The sequence below is a fragment of the Thermosynechococcus sp. PKX95 genome, assembly GCF_031583295.1.
In the GTDB taxonomy this organism is placed as follows: Bacteria; Cyanobacteriota; Cyanobacteriia; order Thermosynechococcales; family Thermosynechococcaceae; genus Thermosynechococcus.
Genome location: NZ_CP134171.1, coordinates 1,089,269 through 1,112,275, shown reverse-complemented (window position 1 = coordinate 1,112,275; position 23,007 = coordinate 1,089,269). Strand labels below are relative to the sequence as shown.

General features: G+C 54.1%; 22 protein-coding genes. 19 read left to right on the top strand and 3 right to left on the bottom strand.

Annotated elements, in window-relative coordinates; genetic code table 11:
- The first annotated feature begins 16 nt into the window (after positions 1-16).
- From RHH81_RS05130 to RHH81_RS05110, 5 genes are all read left to right on the top strand, one after another.
- Positions 17-955: a DMT family transporter gene (locus tag RHH81_RS05130; protein WP_399364969.1), complete on the top strand. Its 939-nt coding sequence runs from the start codon at positions 17-19 to the stop codon at positions 953-955.
- 62 nt (positions 956-1,017) lie between these two features.
- Positions 1,018-1,803, top strand: coding sequence for a 3',5'-cyclic-AMP phosphodiesterase (gene cpdA, locus RHH81_RS05125; protein WP_206201362.1), 786 nt, complete (start codon positions 1,018-1,020; stop codon positions 1,801-1,803).
- A gap of 69 nt (positions 1,804-1,872) precedes the next feature.
- Positions 1,873-3,558 (top strand): B12-binding domain-containing radical SAM protein, encoded by a 1,686-nt coding sequence (locus tag RHH81_RS05120; protein ID WP_206201361.1) that lies wholly within the window; start codon positions 1,873-1,875, stop codon positions 3,556-3,558.
- Between the two features lie 117 nt (positions 3,559-3,675).
- On the top strand, positions 3,676-4,020 hold the full coding sequence (locus tag RHH81_RS05115) for a helix-turn-helix transcriptional regulator (RefSeq protein ID WP_206201360.1): 345 nt from the start codon (positions 3,676-3,678) through the stop codon (positions 4,018-4,020).
- 79 nt (positions 4,021-4,099) lie between these two features.
- Positions 4,100-5,731 (top strand): CTP synthase, encoded by a 1,632-nt coding sequence (locus tag RHH81_RS05110; RefSeq protein WP_206201359.1) that lies wholly within the window; start codon positions 4,100-4,102, stop codon positions 5,729-5,731.
- On the opposite strand, the gene RHH81_RS05105 is transcribed toward RHH81_RS05110, so the two are convergent.
- Together RHH81_RS05105 and RHH81_RS05100 are read right to left on the bottom strand one after the other, a co-directional pair.
- Positions 5,714-5,962 carry a FeoA family protein gene (locus RHH81_RS05105; protein WP_310742767.1) on the bottom strand — a complete coding sequence of 83 codons (249 nt, stop codon included), beginning with the start codon at positions 5,960-5,962 and terminating at the stop codon, positions 5,714-5,716. The two genes, RHH81_RS05110 and RHH81_RS05105, sit on opposite strands and share 18 nt — an antisense overlap.
- Before the next feature lie 8 nt (positions 5,963-5,970).
- Positions 5,971-8,148, bottom strand: a complete 2,178-nt coding sequence (locus tag RHH81_RS05100) for a CHASE2 domain-containing serine/threonine-protein kinase (protein WP_310743483.1) — start codon at positions 8,146-8,148, stop codon at positions 5,971-5,973.
- 394 nt (positions 8,149-8,542) lie between these two features.
- Between RHH81_RS05100 and RHH81_RS05095 the strand changes: the two genes are divergently transcribed.
- The 7 genes from RHH81_RS05095 (at position 8,543) to RHH81_RS05065 (ending at position 13,990) form a co-directional block, all read left to right on the top strand.
- A complete protein-coding gene (locus RHH81_RS05095; protein WP_206201356.1) occupies positions 8,543-9,583 on the top strand; it encodes a LysR family transcriptional regulator in 1,041 nt (346 codons plus the stop codon).
- A gap of 106 nt (positions 9,584-9,689) precedes the next feature.
- Positions 9,690-9,959 carry a 30S ribosomal protein S15 gene (rpsO, locus tag RHH81_RS05090; protein WP_206201355.1) on the top strand — a complete coding sequence of 90 codons (270 nt, stop codon included), beginning with the start codon at positions 9,690-9,692 and terminating at the stop codon, positions 9,957-9,959.
- Positions 9,960-9,964: 5 nt separating this feature from the next.
- A complete protein-coding gene (locus RHH81_RS05085) occupies positions 9,965-10,429 on the top strand; it encodes a PAM68 family protein (protein WP_206201354.1) in 465 nt (154 codons plus the stop codon).
- A gap of 151 nt (positions 10,430-10,580) precedes the next feature.
- Positions 10,581-11,138, top strand: coding sequence for a methanogen output domain 1-containing protein (locus RHH81_RS05080; RefSeq protein ID WP_206201353.1), 558 nt, complete (start codon positions 10,581-10,583; stop codon positions 11,136-11,138).
- 34 nt (positions 11,139-11,172) lie between these two features.
- A complete protein-coding gene (locus tag RHH81_RS05075; protein WP_310743482.1) occupies positions 11,173-12,195 on the top strand; it encodes a diguanylate cyclase domain-containing protein in 1,023 nt (340 codons plus the stop codon).
- A 147-nt stretch (positions 12,196-12,342) separates the two neighbouring features.
- Positions 12,343-13,503, top strand: a complete 1,161-nt coding sequence (petH, locus tag RHH81_RS05070) for a ferredoxin--NADP reductase (protein ID WP_206201351.1) — start codon at positions 12,343-12,345, stop codon at positions 13,501-13,503.
- Positions 13,504-13,681: 178 nt separating this feature from the next.
- Positions 13,682-13,990 carry a hypothetical protein gene (locus RHH81_RS05065; protein ID WP_226971987.1) on the top strand — a complete coding sequence of 103 codons (309 nt, stop codon included), beginning with the start codon at positions 13,682-13,684 and terminating at the stop codon, positions 13,988-13,990.
- Here the strand turns inward: RHH81_RS05065 and RHH81_RS05060 are convergent.
- Positions 13,987-15,363: an isochorismate synthase MenF gene (locus RHH81_RS05060; RefSeq protein ID WP_206201349.1), complete on the bottom strand. Its 1,377-nt coding sequence runs from the start codon at positions 15,361-15,363 to the stop codon at positions 13,987-13,989. The genes RHH81_RS05065 and RHH81_RS05060 overlap by 4 nt on opposite strands.
- Before the next feature lie 128 nt (positions 15,364-15,491).
- On the opposite strand from RHH81_RS05060, the gene msrB reads away from it, so the two are divergent.
- From msrB to RHH81_RS05025, 7 genes are all read left to right on the top strand, one after another.
- Positions 15,492-15,896: a peptide-methionine (R)-S-oxide reductase MsrB gene (msrB, locus tag RHH81_RS05055; RefSeq protein ID WP_206201348.1), complete on the top strand. Its 405-nt coding sequence runs from the start codon at positions 15,492-15,494 to the stop codon at positions 15,894-15,896.
- Complete coding sequence (locus RHH81_RS05050; RefSeq protein ID WP_310743481.1) at positions 15,896-18,076, top strand: GAF domain-containing protein; 2,181 nt, start codon at positions 15,896-15,898, stop codon at positions 18,074-18,076. The genes msrB and RHH81_RS05050 overlap by 1 nt, the downstream gene beginning before the upstream one ends.
- Positions 18,077-18,364: 288 nt before the next feature.
- Positions 18,365-18,934 (top strand): cell division protein SepF, encoded by a 570-nt coding sequence (locus RHH81_RS05045; protein ID WP_206201346.1) that lies wholly within the window; start codon positions 18,365-18,367, stop codon positions 18,932-18,934.
- Positions 18,909-19,730 carry a pyrroline-5-carboxylate reductase gene (proC, locus tag RHH81_RS05040; RefSeq protein WP_206201345.1) on the top strand — a complete coding sequence of 274 codons (822 nt, stop codon included), beginning with the start codon at positions 18,909-18,911 and terminating at the stop codon, positions 19,728-19,730. Before RHH81_RS05045 ends, proC begins: the two co-directional genes overlap by 26 nt.
- Positions 19,731-19,736: 6 nt before the next feature.
- On the top strand, positions 19,737-20,165 hold the full coding sequence (locus RHH81_RS05035) for a hypothetical protein (protein ID WP_206201344.1): 429 nt from the start codon (positions 19,737-19,739) through the stop codon (positions 20,163-20,165).
- Positions 20,162-21,052, top strand: a complete 891-nt coding sequence (gene dapA, locus RHH81_RS05030) for a 4-hydroxy-tetrahydrodipicolinate synthase (protein WP_302679018.1) — start codon at positions 20,162-20,164, stop codon at positions 21,050-21,052. Before RHH81_RS05035 ends, dapA begins: the two co-directional genes overlap by 4 nt.
- 58 nt (positions 21,053-21,110) lie before the next feature.
- The gene (locus RHH81_RS05025) at positions 21,111-22,856 is read left to right on the top strand and encodes a ribonuclease J (RefSeq protein WP_206201342.1); all 1,746 of its coding nucleotides are present in this window, start codon (positions 21,111-21,113) and stop codon (positions 22,854-22,856) included.
- The last annotated feature ends 151 nt before the right edge of the window (positions 22,857-23,007 follow it).

Sequence of the window (23,007 nt, the reverse complement as noted above, 5' to 3'; positions counted from 1 at the left end):
CTTTTGGGGAACTGCCATGGTGGCCATGAAAGAGGTGATGCCCCATACCTCGCCGCTGTGGGTTGCCGGTGTGCGCCTTGTGCCCGCAGGCCTGTTGGTTTTAGCGGTGGCGATCGCCCTCGGTAAGCCCCAACCCAATAGCTTACGGGCGTGGGGATGGATTAGTCTTTTTGCCCTTGTGGATGGCTTTTTATTTCAGGGGTTTCTGGCCACTGGCTTAGCAAAAACGGGAGCCGGGCTGGGTTCTGTCATGATTGACTCCCAACCCCTTGCGGTGGCATTGCTGTCCCGCTGGCTATATCAAGAGCGCGTTGGCGGCTGGGGCTGGCTGGGGTTATTTCTTGGCTTAGTGGGCATTAGTGGTATTGGTCTAGGCGATGATCTCTTGACGTTGCTCCATCAACCCAGCGCATGGCAAGGTATTCCTTGGGGACAGTGGTGGCAGCGAGGTGAACTGTGGATGCTGTTGGCTGCCCTCTCAATGGCCGTGGGAACCATTCTCATGCGTCCCTTGGCACGCTATGCGGATCCCGTTGTGGCTACCGGCTGGCACATGGTCTTGGGCGGGTTGCCCCTCTTGCTCTTGCCGAGCCTGAATACCCCAGCACCTTGGGCGGCTCTACAGTGGCCGGATGTCTTTAATTTGGGCTATGCCACCCTCTTCGGTAGTGCCCTGTCCTACGGTGTCTTTTTCTATTTCGCTGCCAAGGGGAATCTGACTAGTCTCAGTGCCCTGACCTTTCTCACCCCAGTATTTGCCCTCACCTTTGGGCATTGGTTCTTAGGGGAAACCCTGAGTCAGGTTCAGTTGGTGGGGGTGGGGCTAACGCTCATGAGCATTTACATCATCAATCAGCGCCAAGTGCTTGGGCGGTGGTGGCAACAACTCCCCTTACCCGCCCGCTTGCGGGAATCGGCAACTTCGGTCAGCGTTAAAGTAGTCGATCAAAAGTAGTCGATTAACCTCAGTCAAATAGGTCAGTTTCCTGCCCAGCGTCCCCACACCCCAGCAAGTCTATGAATGATCCCTTTCACCTGATCCAGTTATCAGATCTGCATCTATTTGCCACAGATGAAGGCAGACTCCTTGGCCTGCCCACGGCTCAATCCCTAGCTGCTGTTTTAGGGGTAATTCACCGTCATGCCCCTGCTGCCCTGCTGTTGACGGGAGACTTGGCACAGGAACCCGTTGCCACCACCTACGACCGTTTGGCCACTGCTTTCAGGGACTTTACCTGTCCCGTATATTGGATTCCCGGTAACCATGATGAACCAAGGGTAATGCTGCCGGCGCTGGAACGTCCGCCGCTGAGGGGCGATCGCCAGATCAATCTTGGGACTTGGCAAGGCCTGCTCCTCAGTTCCCAAGCGGATGGCAAAGTCCATGGTGAATTGCGTCCTGAAACCTTAAGCTGGCTAGAGGCAACCTTGAGTCGCGGGGACGATCGCCCCACATTCATTGCCCTGCACCATCCCCCCTTTGAGACCGGTGCCCCATGGCTTGATAGTAGCCGCCTACAAAACCCTGAGCACCTTTTTGCTGTGTTGGATCGCCATCCGCAGGTGAAGCTTGTCCTCTTTGGCCATATTCATCAGGAATTTGCCACCGAGCGGCAAGGGGTAATGTATCTCGGCTGCCCCTCCACCTGTATCCAGTTTTTGCCTCGCGCCCCTGAATTTTCCCTTGAACCCATTGGTCCCGGTTTTCGTCATCTGTCGTTATACCCCGATGGCACCTTTAGAACCCACATTGAGCGGGTTGAGATTCCCCTCACATTGGACTTTAGTGCCAAAGGGTACTAAAACCTAGGCGATAGACACATTTGTAGGCTATACCTATTGAAAAGTGCGTGTAGGTAGGAGTGGTGGGCTATGAACCTCAGTCGGAGCACCGATGAGATTAAACCGGTTCCCGAGATGACCAGTGGTCGAGTCCCCTATACCCCCCGCAATCATCGCCGTATTCTCTGCATTTTCCCCCGCTATAGCCGCTCCTTTGGCACCTTTCACCACGCCTACCCCCTCATGGGCACGGTGCGCGCCTTTATGCCACCCCAAGGGATTTTGTTGGTGGCCGCCTATCTTCCAGAATCTTGGGAAGTGCGCCTGATTGATGAAAATGTACGGCCAGCAACCGATGCTGACTATGCTTGGGCTGATATTGTCATTACTAGCGGCATGCACATTCAGCGGCCACAAATTTTAGAAATCAACGACATTGCCCATCGTCACGGTAAACTCACTGCCCTCGGCGGGCCTTCGGTCTCCAGTTGTCCGGAATACTATCCCGATGTGGATATTCTCCACCTAGGGGAACTGGGGGATGCCACCGATAAAATGATTGCTTACTTTGACGAGTACGGTAGCCAGCGCCCGCCCCAACAACTGATCTTTGAAACCACGGCACGGTTACCCTTGAGTGAATTTCCTGTGCCTGCCTACCAGCACGTGCGCATGGAAAATTACTTCCTCGGCAGTGTGCAGTTTTCTAGTGGCTGTCCCTTTCGCTGTGAGTTTTGTGATATTCCCGAACTCTATGGCCGCAATCCGCGCCTGAAAACGCCGCAGCAAATCCTCAAGGAACTGGATACAATGCTGGCTTCTGGGAATCCGGGGGCGGTCTATTTCGTTGACGATAACTTTATTGGCAATCGCCGCGCGGTGACCGAATTACTGCCGCACCTCATTCACTGGCAAAGGGCCAATGGCTACCCGCTGCAATTTGCCTGCGAAGCGACCCTGAACATTGCCCAAAGCCCAAAACTCCTAGAAATGATGCGGGAGGCCTATTTCTGTACCATTTTCTGTGGCATTGAAACCCCGGAACCTGAAGCCCTCCACGCCATCCACAAGGATCAAAATCTAAGTATGCCGATTTTGCAGGCGGTGCAAACCCTCAATCGTTACGGCATGGAAGTGGTTTCTGGGATCATTATTGGCTTTGATACCGATACCCCCCAAACGGGCGATCGCATCCTTGAGTTTATTCGCGCCTCCCACATTCCCACTCTGACAATTAACCTGCTACACGCTCTACCGCGTACGCCTCTCTGGCGCCGGCTGGAAGCAGAAGGCCGCCTCAACCATGATGAAAACCGCGAGTCCAATGTTGAGTTCCTCATGCCCTACGAAGAGGTGGTGGAAATGTGGCGCCGCACCATCACAACGGCCTATGAACCCGAATTTCTCTACGAGCGGTTTGCCTATCAAATGGAACACACCTATCCCAACCGCATTGCAGTGCCGAATAGCCCAGCTCGCCTCAGCCGCGAAAATATCCTGCGGGGACTGCGGATCATGAAAAATCTCCTCTGGCACGTGGGGCTTTGGGGCAGCTACCGCAAGACCTTCTGGAAACTGGCAGGGCCGGCCCTGAAAAAAGGCCAAATTGAACAAGTGATCCACGTGGGTGTGGTGGGGCATCATCTGATTAACTTTGCCCAAGAATGTGCCCGTGGAGATGAGGCGGCGTCCTTCTATGCCCAACGGCTACGGCAAAAAAACACAACGGCCACCTCACCCAAATCGGCCATCAAGTTGCCAGTGAAGCTGCGCTAACGCTCCTCGCAGCATTCCCCATCCCTAGGGTGGGCTGCTTTATTTACTGTACAGTCATATAATAGAATCATTAAGCTAAGTTATCTTGATCTGTGTCTCTAGTGTGCGATATCCCCTATGGTTGATCTCCCTTCCCCTGAGTTACTCGTCCACGTTGCCGACTATTTCAAAGTGCTGGCGGAACCGAGTCGGCTGCAAGTGCTCTGTGCCCTGAAACAGGGACGACGCAATGTCTCGGAGATTATTCAGGAAACGGGCTTGGGGCAGGCCAATGTCTCAAAGCACTTGAAAACCCTTGCTCAGGCAGGTCTGGTGCGGCGCCAGCCCCAAGGGGTTACCGTCTATTACGAAATTGCTGACCCGACGATCTTTCCGCTGTGTGATCTGGTGTGTCAGCGGCTGAAGCAGCGGATTGAAGAGCAATCCCAAATGGTCAAGGAATTGGTGCACAATTTCTCCTAGGCGCCATGCCCCAATATGCGAGAATAGTGGCGTACGTGTTACGAGTATGCCCTTTGCGGCTCACCACTAGCATTTAGCAATGACGAAATATGTTTTTGTGACCGGCGGTGTTGTCTCCAGCATTGGTAAGGGAATTGTTGCCGCCAGTCTGGGCCGCCTCTTGAAATCGCGGCAGTATTCCGTGTCAATTCTCAAGCTGGATCCCTACATCAATGTGGATCCAGGCACGATGAGTCCCTTCCAGCACGGGGAAGTGTTTGTCACCGACGATGGTGCCGAAACGGATTTGGACTTGGGGCACTACGAGCGCTTTACGGATACCCCCATGTCCCGCCTCAATAGCGTCACGACGGGATCCATTTACCAAGCGGTGATTAACAAAGAGCGACGCGGCGACTATATGGGGGGAACAGTGCAGGTCATCCCCCACATTACGAATGAGATTAAAGAACGCATTCTGCGGGTAGCGAAGGACAAAAACCCCGATGTGGTGATCATTGAAATTGGGGGAACCGTTGGCGATATTGAGTCGCTGCCCTTTCTAGAGGCCATCCGTCAGTTTCGCACGGAGGTGGGGCGGCACCATGTGCTGTTTATGCATGTAACCTTGGTGCCTTGGATTCCCTCGGCAGGGGAAATGAAAACCAAACCCACCCAGCACTCGGTGAAGGAATTGCGCTCCATTGGGATTCAGCCGGATATTCTGATCTGTCGTTGCGATCGCCCCCTTGTCCCCGGCATTAAAGAAAAGCTCTCCCAATTTTGTGATGTTCCTGTGGAATGTGTCATTCCCTCGCCGGATGCCAAAAGTATTTATGAAGTGCCCCTGCTGCTTGAGCGCGAAGGGTTAGCCACCCAAGTTTTGAGTCTTTTGAACTTGGAGCAACGGCAACCGGATCTCAGTCAGTGGCAGGCTCTGGTGGAGCGGCTCTACCGTTCCCATACCCCCTTAGAGGTGGCGATTGTGGGCAAATATGTCCGCCTCAGTGATGCCTATCTTTCGGTGGTGGAAGCCCTGCGGCACTCGGCGATCGCCCTTGATCAAGAACTACGGATCCGCTGGGTCAACTCCGAGGAAGTGGTTGAAAACGGGGTGGAAAATGCCCTCAGCAATGTGGCGGCCATCGTTGTGCCGGGGGGCTTTGGCATCCGCGGGGTCGAAGGGAAAATTGCGGCTATTCAGTACGCCCGTGAGCAGGGGATTCCCTTTTTAGGGCTGTGCTTGGGGATGCAGTGTGCCGTCATTGAGTGGGCACGCCATATTGCGGGCTTAGAAAATGCCAACAGTGCTGAGTTTGATGCCAATACCCCCCATCCCGTGATTCACCTGTTGCCCGAACAGCAGGACATTGTGGATTTGGGGGGAACGATGCGCTTGGGCTTGTATGCCTGCCGCCTAGCCTCCAATTCCCTTGCCGAAAAGCTCTATGGGGAGACGGTCATCTACGAGCGGCACCGCCATCGCTACGAGTTTAATAATGCCTATCGCAGCCTTTTTTTGGAAACGGGCTATCAAATTACGGGCACCTCGCCTGATGGCCGCTTAGTAGAAATTATCGAGTATCCGGCTCACCCCTTCTTTATTGCGGTGCAGTTTCACCCCGAGTTTCGTTCCCGTCCCAATGCGCCTCATCCTCTCTTTTACGGTTTGCTGGCAGCAGCAGCCAAGGATTCTAACCGTGAGGATGCCCAGTTAGTCCCAAGCCTCTAGATTTCGCAGCGGTTCCACAAGGATAGTGCTAGCATCTGTTGCCCGTATGGCCACATCGGTCAGGGCACCCACCCGTACGGCCAAGGTTTGACTGAAGGGGGCACGACGCAACAGGGTGACGGTTTGGCCGACCGTCAATCCCACGGCTGCAAGGCGGCGTTGCCAAGCAGGGGTTCCCTCAATGGCAGTGATGCGTGCCAGCGTCCCAAGGGGCAGTTCAGACAGCAACACAGGCCGCCTCATGAAACAGATGCAGCAGGGGTTCCCAAGCGCCGCACGTCCTGAAGGGCTTCCTTGGCGGAGGGATAGCGATCGCTAAAGTTAAACTTCACCATTTTATTTAGCACTGCCGCTAGCCGCTCACTGACTGTAACGCACTGTTGCCAATCCACTTCACCCGTGCGGGGGTCTCGGGGAAGGTCGCGGGGTTTAATGCCCGTTAAAGCCTGCAGCACAATCATACCCACAGCGTAAATATCGCTGCTGAGGGTGGGCTGTCCAGAGAGTTGTTCGGGGGGGGCGTAGCCCATTGTGCCAATAATCACGGTGCTCCCTTGGGTTTGCTTCACTTCTTGGGGTTGAATTTGTTTCACCGCTCCAAAGTCAATCAGCACCAGCTTGCGATCGCTGGCACGGCGAATAATATTGTCGGGCTTAATATCGCGGTGAATCACATAGTGACTGTGGACAAAACTCAGCACTTCCAAGATTTCCCGTAGGATTTGGGTGGCTTCGGCTTCCGTGTGTTTGCGTTTCAGCTCCTCACTTAGGGAAGCACCATCAATAAACTCCTGCACTAGATAGAATTCCTGATTTTCCTCAACATAGGCCAGCAAGAGGGGAATTTGATCGTGGCGTCCTAACTTTTCAAGGATTTCTGCTTCGGTATGAAAGAGCCGTCGCGCCACCTGCATAAAGCGCTCATCGGTGCGTCCCGGTCGCAAATGCTTGACCACACAGAGGGGGTTCCCCGGTCGCTGGGTATCCTGAGCCAAATAGGTGCGGCCAAAGCCCCCTGACCCCAAGACTTTTTGGATTTTGTAGCGACCACTGAGGAGAGAACGGGGTTTGCCGGTAATTTCTGTGGGTTCTCGCAGGGCTGCATTGAGGGCTGCCGTATCCTCGGCCATCAGCGATCGCAACAGCGCCAAGGCTTTTTCCTGTTCCTGTACTTTTTCTTGGAAAGATTTTTGCTCCTGCTGCGCTTGATAACTCACATAGCCAACCATGCCGACACTGCTGAGCACCAGGGCGATCGCCGGCGGCACCACGGGAATCCAGCCACTCCCGATCACAAAAATGCCAAACCCGCCACCAAAAAGGACAATGAGTCCCCCCACTACCGCGCCCCCCAACCACAGCGGTTGCCGCAACCACCAGCCAAGGACACTGCCCACCCCAGCCCACAGCAGAATCCAGCCAAGCACCACCGGCAGCGGCCAATACCAAATGGGACTTTCGCCGTCGAGGGCCGCACTCAGGAATTGACTCACCATCTGGCCATGAACAACCACCCCCGGCATTTGCTGCGTCACGGCATCACTACCGCTATAGGGGGTGAGGAAAATATCCTTGATGCTCGGCGCAGACACCCCAATCAAAACGACGCGATCGCGAATCAGGTCTTCGCTCACTCGTCCAGTCAGTACATCCGTTAGGGAAACCGTTGGCCCCACTGCGGTGCGTGAGCGGTACTTCAGCAGGGTTTGCATGCCGCGATCGTCCACCCCCACATAGCCACCGGCATCGCTGCTGAGGAGGGGAAAATGCACATCATTGAGCGTCAAACCCTTGTCATCGAGTTTGATAGTCTGAGCGGGGTCTTGTTCTAGGTAGCGCAGTGCCAGCATCAGGGCAAAGGAAAAGGGCGTTGTACACCGCTGCGCCTTAGGATTGCTGATCACAAATAGATTGCGGCGAATGACACCATCATTATCGAGGGGGATATCGGCAAAGCCCACTCGCTCTGGCACCTGTGCTGCGGGAATACTGGGTGGTGGCGGCACTTCGGGTTGCTCCGCTGTTTCCCCCGTTGATTTGCACACTGGAATAATGCGCGGGTTGATGCGAATCATGTTTTGCAGCTCGTCGTGGCCGGGGGGGTGGGGCAAATCGCGGAAAATATCCAAGCCAATGGCACGCGGGCTAGCGGCATTGAGGCGGGTGAGGAGATCGGCAACGGTAGCATCCGGCAGGGGCCACGTTTTTTGGGCTTGAATGTCCTGCTCCGTCACCAGCACTGTCAGGATACGCGAATCAGGGTCACGGGCGGGTTGCGATCGCACATAGAAGTCATACAGACTCAGTTCCGACGGCTGAAGCAGTCCCAGTTGGCGCACACCGATCACCACAGCGGCTACTCCCAGTGTGGTGGCAACAACCGGCATCGGCAGCCATTTTGGCCAAGGGTAGGGCACGATTTCAACTCCTCGCGCAATTGTGCAGCGGCGCCTTGAGAGCATCGCTAGACCGATTTTAGCGAACCGCCATCTTCCCTTTCCGCTGCTGCTAGGGGATGAGCAACGGGATAGGGGGTTAAGAAGCAGCCAATAGAGGCAACTGTTCTCTTGGTGCTAGATTCTTGGTGCTAGATGGCGATCGCTCCCCAGCGCAATAATGTAACAACATGTAACAAAAGTCAGCGATCGCGCGGGGGAAACTGAACCCTTACAATAGGTTTCAGATGTGCTATTTTGCATCATTGGCACGCCAAACTCAGCCTTCTTGTGCGGGGATAGATATCAATTGGGCATGATTCCTGATAAGTTCAGAAAAACGCCTCTTAGTGGCACGCCTATGGCCTCAATGCCTATGTCCGAACTGCCCTTTTCCCTTGATCAATTGCGCATCCTGAAGGCGATCGCCCTCGAAGGAAGCTTTAAGCGAGCCGCTGACAGCCTTTACGTCTCCCAACCCGCAGTGAGTTTACAGGTGCAAAACCTTGAGCGCCAACTGGATGTTCCCCTATTTGACCGCGGGGGACGCCGTGCCCAACTCACCGAAGCCGGACAACTCCTACTGGCTTACGGCGATCAAATTCTCTCCCTGTGCCATGAAGCCTGCCGTGCCATCGAAGACTTACAAAAATTGCAGGGGGGGACATTGATCATTGGAGCCAGCCAAACCACCGGCACCTACCTGATGCCCCGCATGATTGGCCTGTTTCGCAGCAAATATCCCGAAGTCGCTGTTCAACTGCATGTGCATTCCACCCGCCGCACCTGCTGGAGCTTGGTCAACGGTCAAATTGATCTGGCAATTATTGGTGGTGAAGTTCCCTCAGAACTCAGCGAGCAAATTACCGTCACCCCCTATGCTGAGGATGAACTGGCACTGGTTTTACCCGTGGATCATCCCTTGGCTAGTGCTGAAACCCTCACCAAAGAAGACTTGTACAAGCTGGGCTTTATTGCTCTCGATGCCCAATCCACCATTCGCAAGGTGATTGATCAGGTACTGCAGCGCGCCAACATTGACCCTCGCCGCCTGAAGGTGGAGATGGAGCTGAATTCCATTGAGGCCATTAAAAACGCCGTGCAGTCGGGCTTGGGGGCTGCCTTTGTCTCCATTTCCGCCATTGAGAAGGAGTTACAACTGGGGAGCCTACGGCGGATGGGTATCGAAAATGTGGTGGTGAAACGCACCCTGTCACTGATTACCAATCCCAATCGCTACCGATCGCGGGCAGCCGAGGTCTTCTGCCGTGAAATTCTCACCCAATTTGCCACCTTTGCCATTGATACAGAACTGACAACGGCCAAGTCCCCCATCTCCGATAGTGAAAAACCCCTTAAGGAACTGCTGACGATCGCCCCCCTTGAGGAAAACAGCACCAATGTCAGTAATTCTTAGGGCGACGCAGTGGCAGCCAACAGGCAGAATAGTCGCGCTCAGGAGAGTTTATTATTTCAAAAGATCGGAGTATGATAATAGATCGCGCTGTTCATAACTGATGACCATGGCCCTGCAACACGACATTAAACAAGAAATCATCAACACCTACCAGATCCACGGTACCGATACTGGCTCTGCGGATGTCCAAGTTGCCATCCTCACGGAGCGGATCAAGCAGCTTTCTGAGCATCTCAAGGCGAATAAAAAAGATCACGCCTCTCGCCGAGGACTGCTGAAAATTATTGGCCGTCGCAAGCGGCTACTGGCCTATATCCATCGCCACGATGCCCAGCGCTATCGCCAACTCATTGAACGTCTAGGAATTCGGGGTTAAAGACAATGGCAAAACGGTCGGATCTGCCTTTTGAGCCTAAAAAGAAAAAAGGAGCAACCAAGTCTGCCAAAGCTCCTGCTGCCGCAGCCGTCCGTTCTAATACCCCAAAATCCCCAGCCAAGCCAGCCAAAAAAAGTACAGGCATTCCAGAAATTGTCAGCCAACGCATGGTTACCCGGATGGCAATCTGCTGTGGTACCCCCACGCTTTTGGGATTGATGACGTTTCCCCTGAGCTATTTGGTCGTCCACGAGGGCTGGTTCAAGTTGCCCAATGTGGCAGTGGTTATCGTTAGCTTAGGCCTGTTTGGCCTTGGGGCGCTGGGACTGAGCTATGGCATTCTTTCTGCATCTTGGGATGAGCACGAGCAGGGAAGTTGGCTCGGCTGGCGAGAGTTTCGCACCAATTTTGGTCGTGTGGTCGAGAGTTGGCAGGCCTATCAGGCTCAGCGATCGCAAAATGCCGAGTGAGCGCACCCCTTGAGACGAGGAGCAGCTTCTGATTAAAAAATCAAAAAAGTATAAAGAATTCTTGATGAATTCCAGTTGCTTTTCTCGATTTATTTACTATACACTCGGGCAGTGAGGGTCGCTTAACCGCCGTTCCCTGAGGGCACTACCCATGACAGCCACTGAACCGTCCCCTGTTGAGACTCCCATAGAGATAGGGAATCTGCAAATCAGCCTACAGTCCTCGATCTTTCTGCAAAATTTGCTGGGGTTGGTAGCGGAGACGCTAGAAGATGTCGTGGGTCTCGATGATGCCTCTGGGTTTATTGCCCTTGTAGGGCAGCAAATGGGCAATCAAATCAACGCTCTCTACACTCAAGCCCTTGGCGATCGCCCCCTTGATGCCAAGACGGTTGCCCAAATTCTTGTGGATCTCAAAAATCGCATTGAAGGGGGATTTTTCCTGATTGAGCAGGATGAGGAACGTATTATCTTAGGGAATCAGCGTTGTCCCCTTGGCAGTGGCGTGGTGGGTCATCCCTCGTTGTGCATGATGACCTCAAATGTGTTTGGCGTGATTGTGGCGCACCATTTGGGCTATGCCAAGGTCTGTATTGAAAAGGCGATCGCCAATGGGGATCAAGGGTGCCACGTGGTGATCTATACCCAACCTACTGCTGCGGCCTCAGCGGCCAAGGGGCGAGAATACTATCGCATTGAGTCAGTCTAAGCCAGTCAAGTCCTTACATTCCGGCGGGGTTAAGATGAGCGACTTTACACTCGATATTGGCGCATGGATCGATCTGTTGCCAGAGCCAACGCTGGTCATGAATGTCCAAGGCCAAATTGTGGCCATTAACCCTAGCGGTCGTGAATTTTTCGGCGGCAACGTTCTGGGTCGCAGCCTCAGTGAACTGGTGGTCACCCCGCCAGAGAAACTGCATCAATGGCTGCCCCTTTGGCAGCAAGCCACCCAAATGGTACCCGGCAGCCTCCGCAGCCACCAAGGACAAAAAATCGAAGTGGAAGCCGTGGGTATCCACCGTTGCCAGCCCCCCTTGATTCTCCTGCGCCTGTTTCGCCAGCCCCGTTTTCTGCGACAGTTCATCGTCCAACGGCAGCAGTTTCAGCGCTTGCAAGAGCAAATGGCCCGGCAAACAGCTCTAATTGTGGAGCTACAGCAGCGGCAAAAACAGCTAGAGGCGGAAAATCGCCACCTACAGGGGGTCTCACAGCAAGATAGCCTGACTAAATTGGCAAATCGCCGTGCCTTTGAAGCCTGTCTGCGGACAGCTTGGCGGGAATCGGCCACCACCCATACCCCCTTTGCCATTGCCCTGCTGGATATTGACCACTTCAAGCGCTACAACGACACCTATGGCCATCTGGCGGGCGATCGCGCCCTGCAACGGGTAGCCCACGCCATTAAATCCCAAGTGCGGGAAGCTGATCTCGTGGCTCGCTATGGCGGTGAAGAGTTTATTCTCCTGTTGCGCCACACCCACCATGATGTTGCCATTTGTGTTTTAGAGCGGATTTTTAACTACATTCGCAGCCTAGGGATTCCCCATGCCAGTTCACCAGTGCAACCCTACCTCACCGTCAGTGCCGGCATTTGCATCGTGAGCGCCACCCTTAGGGACTGCCCAATGGCGGAGCTGGTAGCGACTGCTGATGCTGCCTTGTACGAGGCCAAACGCTCAGGGCGCGATCGCTATGTGTTACAAACCTATGCTTGGATGAGTGCGCCTGTCTCTTCCAGCCAAGAAATTCAGCCCTACCCCTAGGGAAAGCCCCTGTAGCTGCCCCTGCTAGATATAATGTGGGTGGCCAAAGCACGGCAATCCCCTAGCCAAAACGTGATAGTTGATCGCGGTTGGGACGTTGTGTTGCAGAATGTAAAGCTGAGTAAATTTTTGGAGATCGTGTAGCCCATGTACAATGCGACGAATTCTGGCAGTCGGATGTTTCGCTATGAAGTGGTGGGACTGCGACAAAATGCCGAAACCGATAAAACCGACTATGCCATCCGCAACAGTGGCAGTCAATTTTTCAACGTTCCCTATGACCGCATGAATCAGTTTATGCAGCAGATTACCCGCTGGGGGGGCAAAATTGTCAGCATTCAACCCCTCGATGGTACGGCTGCGCCCTTGGCTGCCACCACGGAACCCGTATCCAATAATAGTGCTGCCCCAGTTAAAGAAAAGAAAGTTGATATTCCCGTCAATATCTATCGTCCCAATAATCCCTGCATTGGTAAGGTCATTTCCAATGAAGAGTTGGTGCGCGAAGGGGGCGAGGGAACCGTCAAGCATATCATCTTTGACATCTCTGGTACCGAGTTGCGCTATCTCGAAGGCCAAAGTATTGGCATTATTCCTGCGGGTACTGACGCCAATGGCAAACCCCACAAGCTGCGCCTCTACTCGATTGCCTCGACCCGCCACGGTGACTTTCAAGATGACAAAACCGTCTCCCTCTGTGTGCGGCGCCTAGAGTACAAGGACAAAGAAACCGGCGAAACCATCTATGGGGTCTGTTCTTCTTACCTGAACCAACTGCAACCTGGCGATGAAGTGAAAATCACTGGGCCCGTGGGTAAGGAAATGCTCCTGCCCGATGATCCAGAAGCAACGATCATTATGTTGGCAACAGGAACGGGGATTGCCCCCTTCCGTGCCTTTTTGTGGCGCATGTTCAAAGAAAATAATCCAGACTATCAATTCAAGGGTCTGGCATGGCTCTTCTTTGGCGTTGCCTATACCGCGAATATCCTCTACAAGGATGAGTTAGAAGAACTGCAGGCAAAGTATCCCGATCAGTTCCGCCTCACCTATGCCATTAGCCGTGAGCAGAAAACCCCCGACGGCGGCAAGATGTACATCCAAGGTCGCATTGCTGAGCATGCGGATGAAATCTGGCAACTCCTGCAGAAGAAAAACACCCATGTGTATATTTGTGGTCTGAAGGGGATGGAGCCGGGTATTGATGAAGCAATGGCAGCAGCGGCAGCCAAAAATGGTGCCGATTGGCAAGAGTTCCTCAAGGGCACGCTCAAAAAAGAAGGCCGTTGGCACGTGGAAACCTACTAGGGAGATCAGTTGGGGGGCGATCGCCCCCTTTTTTCCTCAATGCCAAGTGCCCTTTGGATCTGTCAGGATAGAAGTAAGTCGCCTGATCGAGCTGTTACTGAGAAATCAATGTGTGGCGTAGGGTCGCTAAAATGTAACCTATTTAACGCCAAGTCATGAGCATTCTCGTATTCTTCTAATGGTGAGTACCCAGCGATCGCCTATGATTTATCCTCGCTTTCTGCGCAAAGCCTACCGTAAAGAACCCATCTCCGCCTTCCTTCTGCTAATGGGAGGTGTGGATTCAACCATTGGTGGCTTGGGGGGCTACAACGGTCTGCTGCTATTGGGTCTAGGTTTGATGGGCAGCGCGCTGCTCTATCGCCTGCTCCAGCGATCGCCCGAACGTCCTCTCCCTGAGAAAGTGCCCCAGTATGCGCTGCCGCCCCAATCCTCCCAGCCCTTGCCGATGCTGACGATGAGCAAAAAACAGCCCCCCCTGCGCTAAGCCAAAGCTGAGATCATCGTCTGAAATTTCCACAGGATTTCCTGCCATTCCCGTTCCGGGTGAGAGCCTTTGACAATCCCCGCCCCAGCAAAAAGATGGGCATGGTTGCCCTGAAGGTGGGCAGAGCGAATTCCGACAATGAATTCCCCTTCTCCGCTGGGTGTCACCCAACCAAGGGGAGCAGCATAACCATTGCGATCAAAGGGTTCCAGTTGCCGCAGCCAGTCCTGTGCCCGTGAAGCAGGATACCCCGCCACTGCGGGCGTTGGATGTAAGGCCGCCACCCCTTGGAGAATATGAATGGGTTGCGGCAGCGGGGCCTGAATCAGCGTTTGCAGATGTTGGATATGACTTAGCTCAAGGATGTGCGGTTTGGGAGGCACCTCACAGGTCATGCCCAACTGTTGGAGGGTTTGGCAGAGAAATTCAACAATGACCTGATGCTCGTAGCGTTCCTTGGGGCTGTGGTAAAGGCCATTGCGCAGGCTTTGATCCTCCTGTTGGGTTTGCCCACGGGGACGGGAACCCGCCAAAGCATCGGCACAGAGAACGCCATCGGCAATCTTGACCAAGCGTTCGGGACTCGCCCCCAAAAAGACCTGCTGCCGCTCTTGGCCAACACTAAAGATGTAGCAATTGGCGTACTGCTGACGCAGATTTTGCAACGTTCCCAGCCAGTTGAACCCCTGAGGCTGCTCTAGGGTGAGGGCAGCGGCCAAAACCAATTTTTCGAGGTCTCCCTCCTCAAGGAGCTTGAGAGCCTGCTGGACACTGGTAATAAATTGCCCGTATTGCTCAGCTAGAGGCGGAAGAGCGATCGCCAGTGGTGGTGGACAGGGGGGCGGATCAGCCAGAATGTGGGTCAGTGCCCGCTGCACTAGTTGCCAGTCTTGCCAGAGGCGATGGGGTGTACTGGTCTCTAAGGCACAACTAAGGGTGAGCCAAACCTGATCCAGACGCTGAATCACCTGCCAGCGGGGTAAGAACCCCCAGTTAGAGCCTAGGTGATCCCAAAAACTAAATTGACAGAACAGGCGCGGTTCGGCTGGAGCGATCGCCCACACTCGGCTGAGGATTTGTTCACTAAAACGCTGGAGTTCCCCAAACCGTTGATGTCCCTGAACACTGCGGGTCGCCACCGCACCACAGGCAGCAACAATCTCTCCCGCTTGCTCAAGGTAAAAATGCTCACTTTCGCCACTGACCTGCATCAGGCCAGCCAACAGCATCAGGGGATCAACGGTGGGTAAGGAGATGCCTAAACTGAGGAACTGACAATTGGCCTGCTGTGCTGCCTGCATTCCAGCGCTGACCTGAGTATAAAACTCGGACTCAGAGGCCAAATCAAAAGTAAGGGGCAGCGAAACGGGCATAACCAAACAAGGTCAAGATTGCCCTTACATTTTCCCCTTGGCAGGGAACCTTTGGCAAAAAGACTGGAACTTCCCTGTCTGCCTAAGTATGCTGAGGAGTAGGATCACGGTCTATTTCTGAGGCAAACATGGCTAAGGTTGTGAAAACAGATGCGGAATGGCAAGCTCAACTTACCCCTGAGCAGTACTATGTCACCCGCAAGAAGGGAACGGAGCGCGCCTTTACGGGCTGCTACTGGAATAACAAAAAGCCCGGACTCTATCGCTGTGTCTGCTGTGGCACGCCGCTCTTTCGCTCTGAGACCAAGTATGACTCTGGCAGTGGCTGGCCGAGTTTTTGGCAACCCCTTGACCCCAAAAATATCCGCATGGAGCGGGATCTGTCCCATGGCATGGTGCGCACAGAAGTTCTCTGTAATGTCTGTGATGCCCACCTCGGCCATGTCTTTGAGGATGGCCCGCCACCCACGGGACTGCGCTACTGCATTAACTCAGCGGCACTGGAATTTATCCCTGACTCTGCCGCCTCTTGATGACCCCCGTGATTGAACAACTGCAAAGTCTCAACCGCATTTTGGTAGAACTGGCGCGGCGGCAGCCGTTCCACGGAGCAAACTTTGAGGAGATTTTGCAGGACATTCTCTGGACGAGTGCCCGCAGTCTCAATGTGGCACGGGTGAGTCTGTGGTTTTATTCGGGCGATCGCCAGCAAATTCAATGTGTGCAGTTGTTTCAGCAGTCGCCCCAGGCCTTTACGGTGGGGATGACCCTCACTGCTAGTCATTACCCCGACTATTTTGCTGCCCTTGAACAGGAGCGCACGATTACGGCCCATGACGCTTGGCACGATCCCCGCACGCGGGAGTTTCGCAAGACCTATTTAGAACCTCTTGGCATTACCTCGCTGTTGGATGTGCCGATTTGGGTTGAAGGGAGCATGATTGGCATCCTCTGCCACGAACACATTGGTTCACCCCGCCAGTGGACTATTGCCGAAGAGCAGTTTGCCGCTTCCCTCGCGGATCTGGTGTCTTTGGTGGTAGAAAGTCGCGATCGCCACCGTGCCCTCAGAGCACTAGAGGAAAGTGAAGCCCGCTTAGCCACCTTCTTTCAAGCCACCTCTGAGGCAGTAATCATCCATGAGCAGGGGACAATTCTTGATGTCAACGCCGCAACTGAACGGCTGTTTGGTTATACGGCTTCAGAACTAGTGGGGCAGTCGGTGTTGTTGCTGACCCATCCAGAGGCGCGATCGCTGATTTTAGAGCGAATTCAGCAGCCCATTGATGTTCCCTTTGAAGCCCTTGCTCGCACCAAAAGTGGTGAAGCACTGATTGTTGAGGTTCAGGGAAAATCCATTCTCTATCGGGGGCGCTGGGCGAGGGTGGTGGGAATACGGGATATTACCCAACGCAAAACCGCTGAACAGAACGTACAATTGGCTGCCCAACGGCAACAACTGCTGGCGGAAATTGCCCTGCGCATTCGCCAAACGCTGGAATTGCCAGAGATTCTCAATACCACGGTGGTGGAAGTGCGCCGCTATCTCCTCAGCGATCGCGTGTTTATTGTCTCTTTTGATCCGAGGACAGAGGAGATTCAAGTGGTGGCGGCGGCGATGGCGCCCCAGTGGCACACGAATCTTGAGGCTCTCCTGCAAAACGTGCATTACCGTTCACGGCTGCTGACCACACCGGCCACACTCTCCTGGGAGCGGGAAATGCTTGATCCCCATCTGCGACAGGTGTATGCAGCGCACCATATCCAGTCTTGTCTGCTGATTCCGATCCAACATCAGCCCCAGGGCCCGTGCTTTTTACTGGGAGTCCACCAATGTGACCGCCCGCGACAGTGGCAGCCCTACGAGCGCGCTTTTTTGGAGCAGTTGGCGACTCAGGTGGCGATCGCCCTGCAACAAGCAGAACTTTATCAACAACTGGCGGCCTTAAATGCCAATTTGGAACAGCAGGTGGCCGAGCGTACCGAGCAGTTGCAGCAAAAAATGCGTGAACTAGAGGAACTCAACCACCTCAAGGATGTCTTTTTGCACGCCGTGTCCCATGATTTACGCACCCCTGTCCTAGGTACCCTGATGGTCATTAACCATCTCTTGCAGAACGACACCAGCGACACGATTCCTGTGCCCCGCAGCACCTTGACCTGTATTCAGCATAGCCAGCAGCGGCAACTACATCTGATTGAAACACTGCTGCATATTGACGTGGATCAGCAACCTTCCCTCTCTTTGGCGATCGCGCCCACATCCTTAGCCACGCTTGTCAAGGAGATCTTGGCGGAGCTACAACCGCTGCTCCAGAAAAATAAAGCCACCGTGAAACTTGATATCCCCCCCACGTTGCCCCTTGTGCCTGTTGATCCTATGCAACTGCGGCGAGTCTATGAGAATTTGATCACCAACGCCCTCAAACACAATCGTCCCGGGATCACCATCACCCTGACGGCAGAGGAACAGGGAGATAGCCTTTACTGCACCGTCAAGGATAATGGCGTCGGCATCCGCCCTGACCAGCGATCGCACCTTTTTGATCTCTATTATCGTGGCGGTGCAAACCACCATCGCACGGGCATTGGTTTAGGTCTGTATCTCTGCCGAGAAATTATTATCGCTCATGGGGGTGAAATCGGCGTCAAAGAGGGCGATGCGCAGGGAGCGACGTTTTGGTTTCGGATTCCCTTAGCCAACCCAATTTAGAGCATTGTTACCCTTGACAAACCCAAGGAAAAGCGAGAGACTTAAGGCCAACTTCATCGTTTTCTCCCGGTTTCCTGTAAAATGGCCAGTTGAACCTTTCTGTTTTAACTCAACTCTCGTGGGCGTTTGTGCATAGGTTCCCTTTTAGCCACGAAACTAGGATTGTTAAGACATGAAACATATCATCTGGCTTTTATCCCTCTGACCTGTCGCGGTGACTCCGCTACGGCACGTCAGAAAACTCTTACAACTCATACATTTATTTATTAGGAGCAATAGTGAGTCGTTATGTTGGGCAAACTCCGTGACCTCATGGGCCTAACCCCAGAGACTGACATCTACGATGAGGAATACCCTCAAGGAACGGCACGAACGCTAACCACGGAACCGGAGGTGGAACCGCTGCCCGCATCGCGGCCAACCCTGAGTCATGACTTTGACACTAGTCCGTCTCCCTCAGTTGCCACTGGTTCAGTGCCGACGGGATCAGCTCCTTCGAATGTGATTGGGATGCCCAATGCCGGTCGTTGGTGGGGGGCAGTGGCGGAAGTTTTGGTGATGCAGCCCCGCAGTTTTAGTGAAATGCCTGAGGTGATCAAGGCTCTTAAAGAGCGGAAGTCTGTGGTGCTAAATCTGACCTTGATGGAGCCAGAGCAAGCCCAACGCTCAGTGGATTTTGTTGCCGGTGCCACGTTCACGATTGATGGTCACCAAGAGCGTATTGGTGAAAGCATTTTCCTGTTTACACCGAGCTGTGTGCAAGTGAGTACGCAAGTGGGTGGCGTTCGCCCAGCTACCACACCTGTTGCCCCCCCACCCGCTTGGGGGATGAATGCCCAACAACAGCGTAGTGCCTAGGGTGCCGGCTCTTGGGATCATTGGCTGTGGCCGCATGGCGGAGGCAATGCTTTCGCGGTTGCTGGCAGATGGTCTCTTGCCAGAGCAGGTGTGGGTATCGGCGCGATCGCCTCAGCGGCAGCAGTATCTAGCCCACACCTATGGGGTCAGAGTGACAACGAACCTAGAAGTCGCTACAGCCGAAACGCTCCTACTGGCGGTCAAGCCACAGGTCTTTGCCGATATTGAGTCAGAACTGGCGGATACGCCGGTAGCTCAGGGCACTGGCGTTGCCCTTTCCATTATGGCAGGGATCAACAGTGGGCGGCTGCGGCGACTGTTTCCCCAGCGGTTGATCTTTCGGGCGATGCCGAATACACCAGCCCAAGTGGGCGCCGGCGTGATTGCCCTTGTTAGCGATAGTGCCGCCAGTGAACTGGAGATTCGCAAGATTAAGAATTTGTTAGGGGTACTGGGGCAGGTGGTGGCTGTCAGTGAAGGGCAAATGGACGCAGTCACCGCACTTTCTGGCTCAGGGCCTGCCTTTGTTGCCCTGATGGTGGAGGCACTATGCGATGCGGGGGTGGCAGTGGGGCTATCGCGATCGCTGACACAGGAACTCGTTTATGGCACAATAGCAGGCACAGTACAATTACTTAATGAGCGCGGGCTGCATCCGGCGCAACTCAAGGATGCGGTCACCAGTCCTGCGGGGACAACCATTGCGGGTCTCGAAGTACTGGAAGCTGCTGGTGTGCGTGGAACCCTCATGCAAACGGTAAAAGCGGCCTACGAGCGTGCCCAAGCCCTCAACTAAGTGCCTATGCCCAACTCTGCCACAACCGTTGACCCCCCCGCCATTGAAGGCTTAGATGTGAAGGTGGTGTTCATTGACTACTTTGCCTGTGTCACTGCCATCACTGCCTTGAGTTTGAGCCAAATTTGCCACTGGAGTCTGTTGTCTCCCCTGCCCTACCGTTGGGGACTAGTCGTGGGAGCGATCGCGGCCTATTGGCATCACACGAAAGTTCTGGCGGTGTCACTGCCACAAATGCCACAACTGGAGGCATGGCTGAGGAATAACGGCTATGGAAGTGTAGAGACCGACAATAATTTGGCGATTTACCGATCGCCCCAAAGCTGGCGACGCGGAGCCATTATTTTAGAAACCTTGGGCGATCGCCGGCGCGTGTACAGCCGCGCGGTTACCATTGGGCAACTACAACGGGACTTGGCTGAGGGTGGACTGTGACTGACTTTGGACGTGTGATTACCGCCATGATTACGCCATTTACAGAGGATGGCGCGATCGCCTACGATGTGGCGGCAGAACTGGCACAGCACCTTGTGGCCAACGGTTCCGATGGTATTGTTGTTTGCGGCACTACCGGCGAATCCCCCACCCTCACTTGGGAAGAGGAATTTCAACTCTTTCAAACAGTGCAGCAGGCTGTGGCAGGCAAAGCCAAGGTGATTGCAGGTACGGGTTCCAACTCCACTCGTGAAGCCATTCATGCCACGGCAAAGGCCGCAGAACTCGGCCTCGATGGTGCCCTCTTGGTGGTACCCTACTACAACAAACCCCCTCAAGAAGGACTCTATGCCCATTTTCAGGCGATCGCCAAGGCAGTGCCGGACTTTCCCCTCATGCTCTACAACATCCCCGGCCGTACAGGGCAAAATCTACTCCCTGAAACCGTCATCCGCCTTGCCGAATATCCCAACATTATTGCCATCAAAGAGGCCAGTGGCAACCTTGACCAAGCCAGCACCCTTCGTGCCCAGCTGCCGCCACATTTTCGCATTTACTCTGGGGATGATTCCCTAACGTTGCCATTGCTGGCCGTGGGTGGTTATGGTGTCGTCAGTGTGGCCAGTCACCTTGTTGGTCGACGGATTCAAGAGATGATCCAAGCTTTTATCCAAGGCGACACAGCAACAGCGACTGCTATTCATTGTCAACTATTGCCCCTGTTCAAGGTTTTATTTGTGACGACGAATCCGATTCCGATCAAAGCTGCCCTCAGCCTGCAAGGTTGGGCGGTGGGTGCTCCCCGACTGCCCCTCACGTCTGCGAGTGACGCTGTGATTGACCAATTGAAGCCTGTTTTAGATGCTCTTGGCCTACTGAAGTCTTAAGACAACGCTGGGCATTTCCCAAGCTGCACCTTTTTGTTGTTTCATCGTAAGGAGACCTATGAGTCAATCCGCTGCAACTGCTGCCCTGAAAATTATTCCCCTCGGTGGGCTGCACGAAATTGGCAAGAACACCTGTGTTTTTGAATTCCAAGATGAAATTATTTTGCTGGACGCAGGGTTAGCTTTTCCCACTGATGGCATGCATGGGGTCAATATCGTCTTACCCGATATGACGTACCTGCGGCAAAACCGCGAAAAAATCAAGGGAATGATTGTGACCCATGGTCATGAAGATCACATTGGTGGCATCCCCTTTCATCTCAAGCAGTTTGATATTCCCGTCATCTATGGCCCTCGCCTTGCCATGGCGTTGCTGCAAGGGAAACTCGAAGAGGCAGGGGTTGGCGATCGCACCGAACTGCGCACGGTACAGCCGCGGGAGATGGTGCGTTTGGGCAAAAACTTCCTTGTGGAGTATATCCGCAATACCCATTCCATTGCCGATAGCTTCTCCGTGGCGATTCATACCCCCATTGGCGTGATTATCCACACCGGGGATTTCAAATTTGACTTTACCCCCGTTGATGGCGAGTGCTTTGACATTCAGCGGCTAGCGGAGCATGGGGAGAAGGGGGTTCTCTGTCTCATTAGTGACTCCACCAACTCGGAAGTGCCCGGCCACACCCCCTCGGAGCGATCGGTGTTTCCCAACTTGGATCGTGCCTTTAGCCAAGCAGAGGGGCGGATTATTTTTACCACCTTTGCCTCTTCGGTACATCGCCTCAGTATGGCCTTGGAATTGGCGCAAAAGCATGGCCGCGTGGTTTCGGTCTTGGGGCGATCGATGCTCAATGTCATTGCCCATGCGCGGCAGTTGGGCTACATTCACTGCCCAGACGATCTCTTTGTGCCACTGCACATGATGCACAAGTACCCCGATCATCAGGTGATGTACCTGACCACTGGCTCCCAAGGGGAACCTCTGTCTGCCCTGACGCGGATTTCCAAAGGGGAACACAACAAAATTAAAATTCGCCCCGGCGATACTGTGATTCTCTCGGCTCACCCCATTCCGGGGAACACGATTGCCGTGGTCAACATGATCGATCGCCTGATGATGCAAGGCGCCAAAGTCATCTACGGTCGCGAACAGGGCATTCACGTCTCTGGCCATGCCTGCCAAGAGGATCAAAAGCTAATGCTGGCCTTGACGAAGCCCAAGTTCTTTTTGCCCGTACATGGCGAGCACCGCATGCTGGTGAAACATGCCCAAACGGCTCAGAGCATGGGCATTCCCCCGGAGAATATGGTGATTATTGACAACGGCGATGTGGTGGAACTCACCCGTGACTCGATTCGGGTCGTCGATAAGGTACCTGCTGGTATTGAGTTACTGGATCGCGGTGGCATTGTCAAAGCCCATGTGCTGCAAGAGCGACAACAACTGGCTGAGGAAGGCATTATCACCGTGGCGGTGGCGGTGGGTACTGATGGCAGTCTGAAAGCTACTCCTGAAGTCCACCTGCGGGGTGTGGTCACGGCGATTGAGCCACAGGCTTGGCAGGCTTGGGTACATGCCACGGTCGAAACTGCTTTGAGCGATCGCTGGAGTGAATATGCCCGCAACGGCGATATCGATTGGGCAGGGGTCAAAGCCCACATTGAACGGGAACTGGTGCGACTGGTGCGCCGTGAACTTCAGGGCAATGCCTCAGTCCTATTGCTTCTGCAACCCATCGAAGTCACCCCCACTGTGACGACAGGAATTCGGCGGCGTCGCAGCACCGCTTCTGTGGTTGGCTAGCATCAAGCCCCTTGGGCAGGAGAAGGTGCCTATTTTGTAGGGCATCCCTGCCCGTTTATTTTTGTTGCCGCTGCGCTAGCTAGCGTTGAAACGATCGGGGGCTTTCAGTAGTTAACAACTAAAGCTAGAATTACAATAACTGACTAGTACC

Coding starts and splice junctions, on each gene's coding strand:
- RHH81_RS05130 (WP_399364969.1), top strand. CDS start 17: ATGGTGGCCATGAAAGAGGTGATGCCCCATACCTCGCCGCTGTGGGTT.
- cpdA (WP_206201362.1), top strand. CDS start 1,018: ATGAATGATCCCTTTCACCTGATCCAGTTATCAGATCTGCATCTATTT.
- RHH81_RS05120 (WP_206201361.1), top strand. CDS start 1,873: ATGAACCTCAGTCGGAGCACCGATGAGATTAAACCGGTTCCCGAGATG.
- RHH81_RS05115 (WP_206201360.1), top strand. CDS start 3,676: ATGGTTGATCTCCCTTCCCCTGAGTTACTCGTCCACGTTGCCGACTAT.
- RHH81_RS05110 (WP_206201359.1), top strand. CDS start 4,100: ATGACGAAATATGTTTTTGTGACCGGCGGTGTTGTCTCCAGCATTGGT.
- RHH81_RS05095 (WP_206201356.1), top strand. CDS start 8,543: ATGTCCGAACTGCCCTTTTCCCTTGATCAATTGCGCATCCTGAAGGCG.
- rpsO (WP_206201355.1), top strand. CDS start 9,690: ATGGCCCTGCAACACGACATTAAACAAGAAATCATCAACACCTACCAG.
- RHH81_RS05085 (WP_206201354.1), top strand. CDS start 9,965: ATGGCAAAACGGTCGGATCTGCCTTTTGAGCCTAAAAAGAAAAAAGGA.
- RHH81_RS05080 (WP_206201353.1), top strand. CDS start 10,581: ATGACAGCCACTGAACCGTCCCCTGTTGAGACTCCCATAGAGATAGGG.
- RHH81_RS05075 (WP_310743482.1), top strand. CDS start 11,173: ATGAGCGACTTTACACTCGATATTGGCGCATGGATCGATCTGTTGCCA.
- petH (WP_206201351.1), top strand. CDS start 12,343: ATGTACAATGCGACGAATTCTGGCAGTCGGATGTTTCGCTATGAAGTG.
- RHH81_RS05065 (WP_226971987.1), top strand. CDS start 13,682: ATGGTGAGTACCCAGCGATCGCCTATGATTTATCCTCGCTTTCTGCGC.
- RHH81_RS05060 (WP_206201349.1), bottom strand. CDS start 15,363: ATGCCCGTTTCGCTGCCCCTTACTTTTGATTTGGCCTCTGAGTCCGAG.
- msrB (WP_206201348.1), top strand. CDS start 15,492: ATGGCTAAGGTTGTGAAAACAGATGCGGAATGGCAAGCTCAACTTACC.
- RHH81_RS05050 (WP_310743481.1), top strand. CDS start 15,896: ATGACCCCCGTGATTGAACAACTGCAAAGTCTCAACCGCATTTTGGTA.
- RHH81_RS05045 (WP_206201346.1), top strand. CDS start 18,365: ATGTTGGGCAAACTCCGTGACCTCATGGGCCTAACCCCAGAGACTGAC.
- proC (WP_206201345.1), top strand. CDS start 18,909: ATGCCCAACAACAGCGTAGTGCCTAGGGTGCCGGCTCTTGGGATCATT.
- RHH81_RS05035 (WP_206201344.1), top strand. CDS start 19,737: ATGCCCAACTCTGCCACAACCGTTGACCCCCCCGCCATTGAAGGCTTA.
- RHH81_RS05025 (WP_206201342.1), top strand. CDS start 21,111: ATGAGTCAATCCGCTGCAACTGCTGCCCTGAAAATTATTCCCCTCGGT.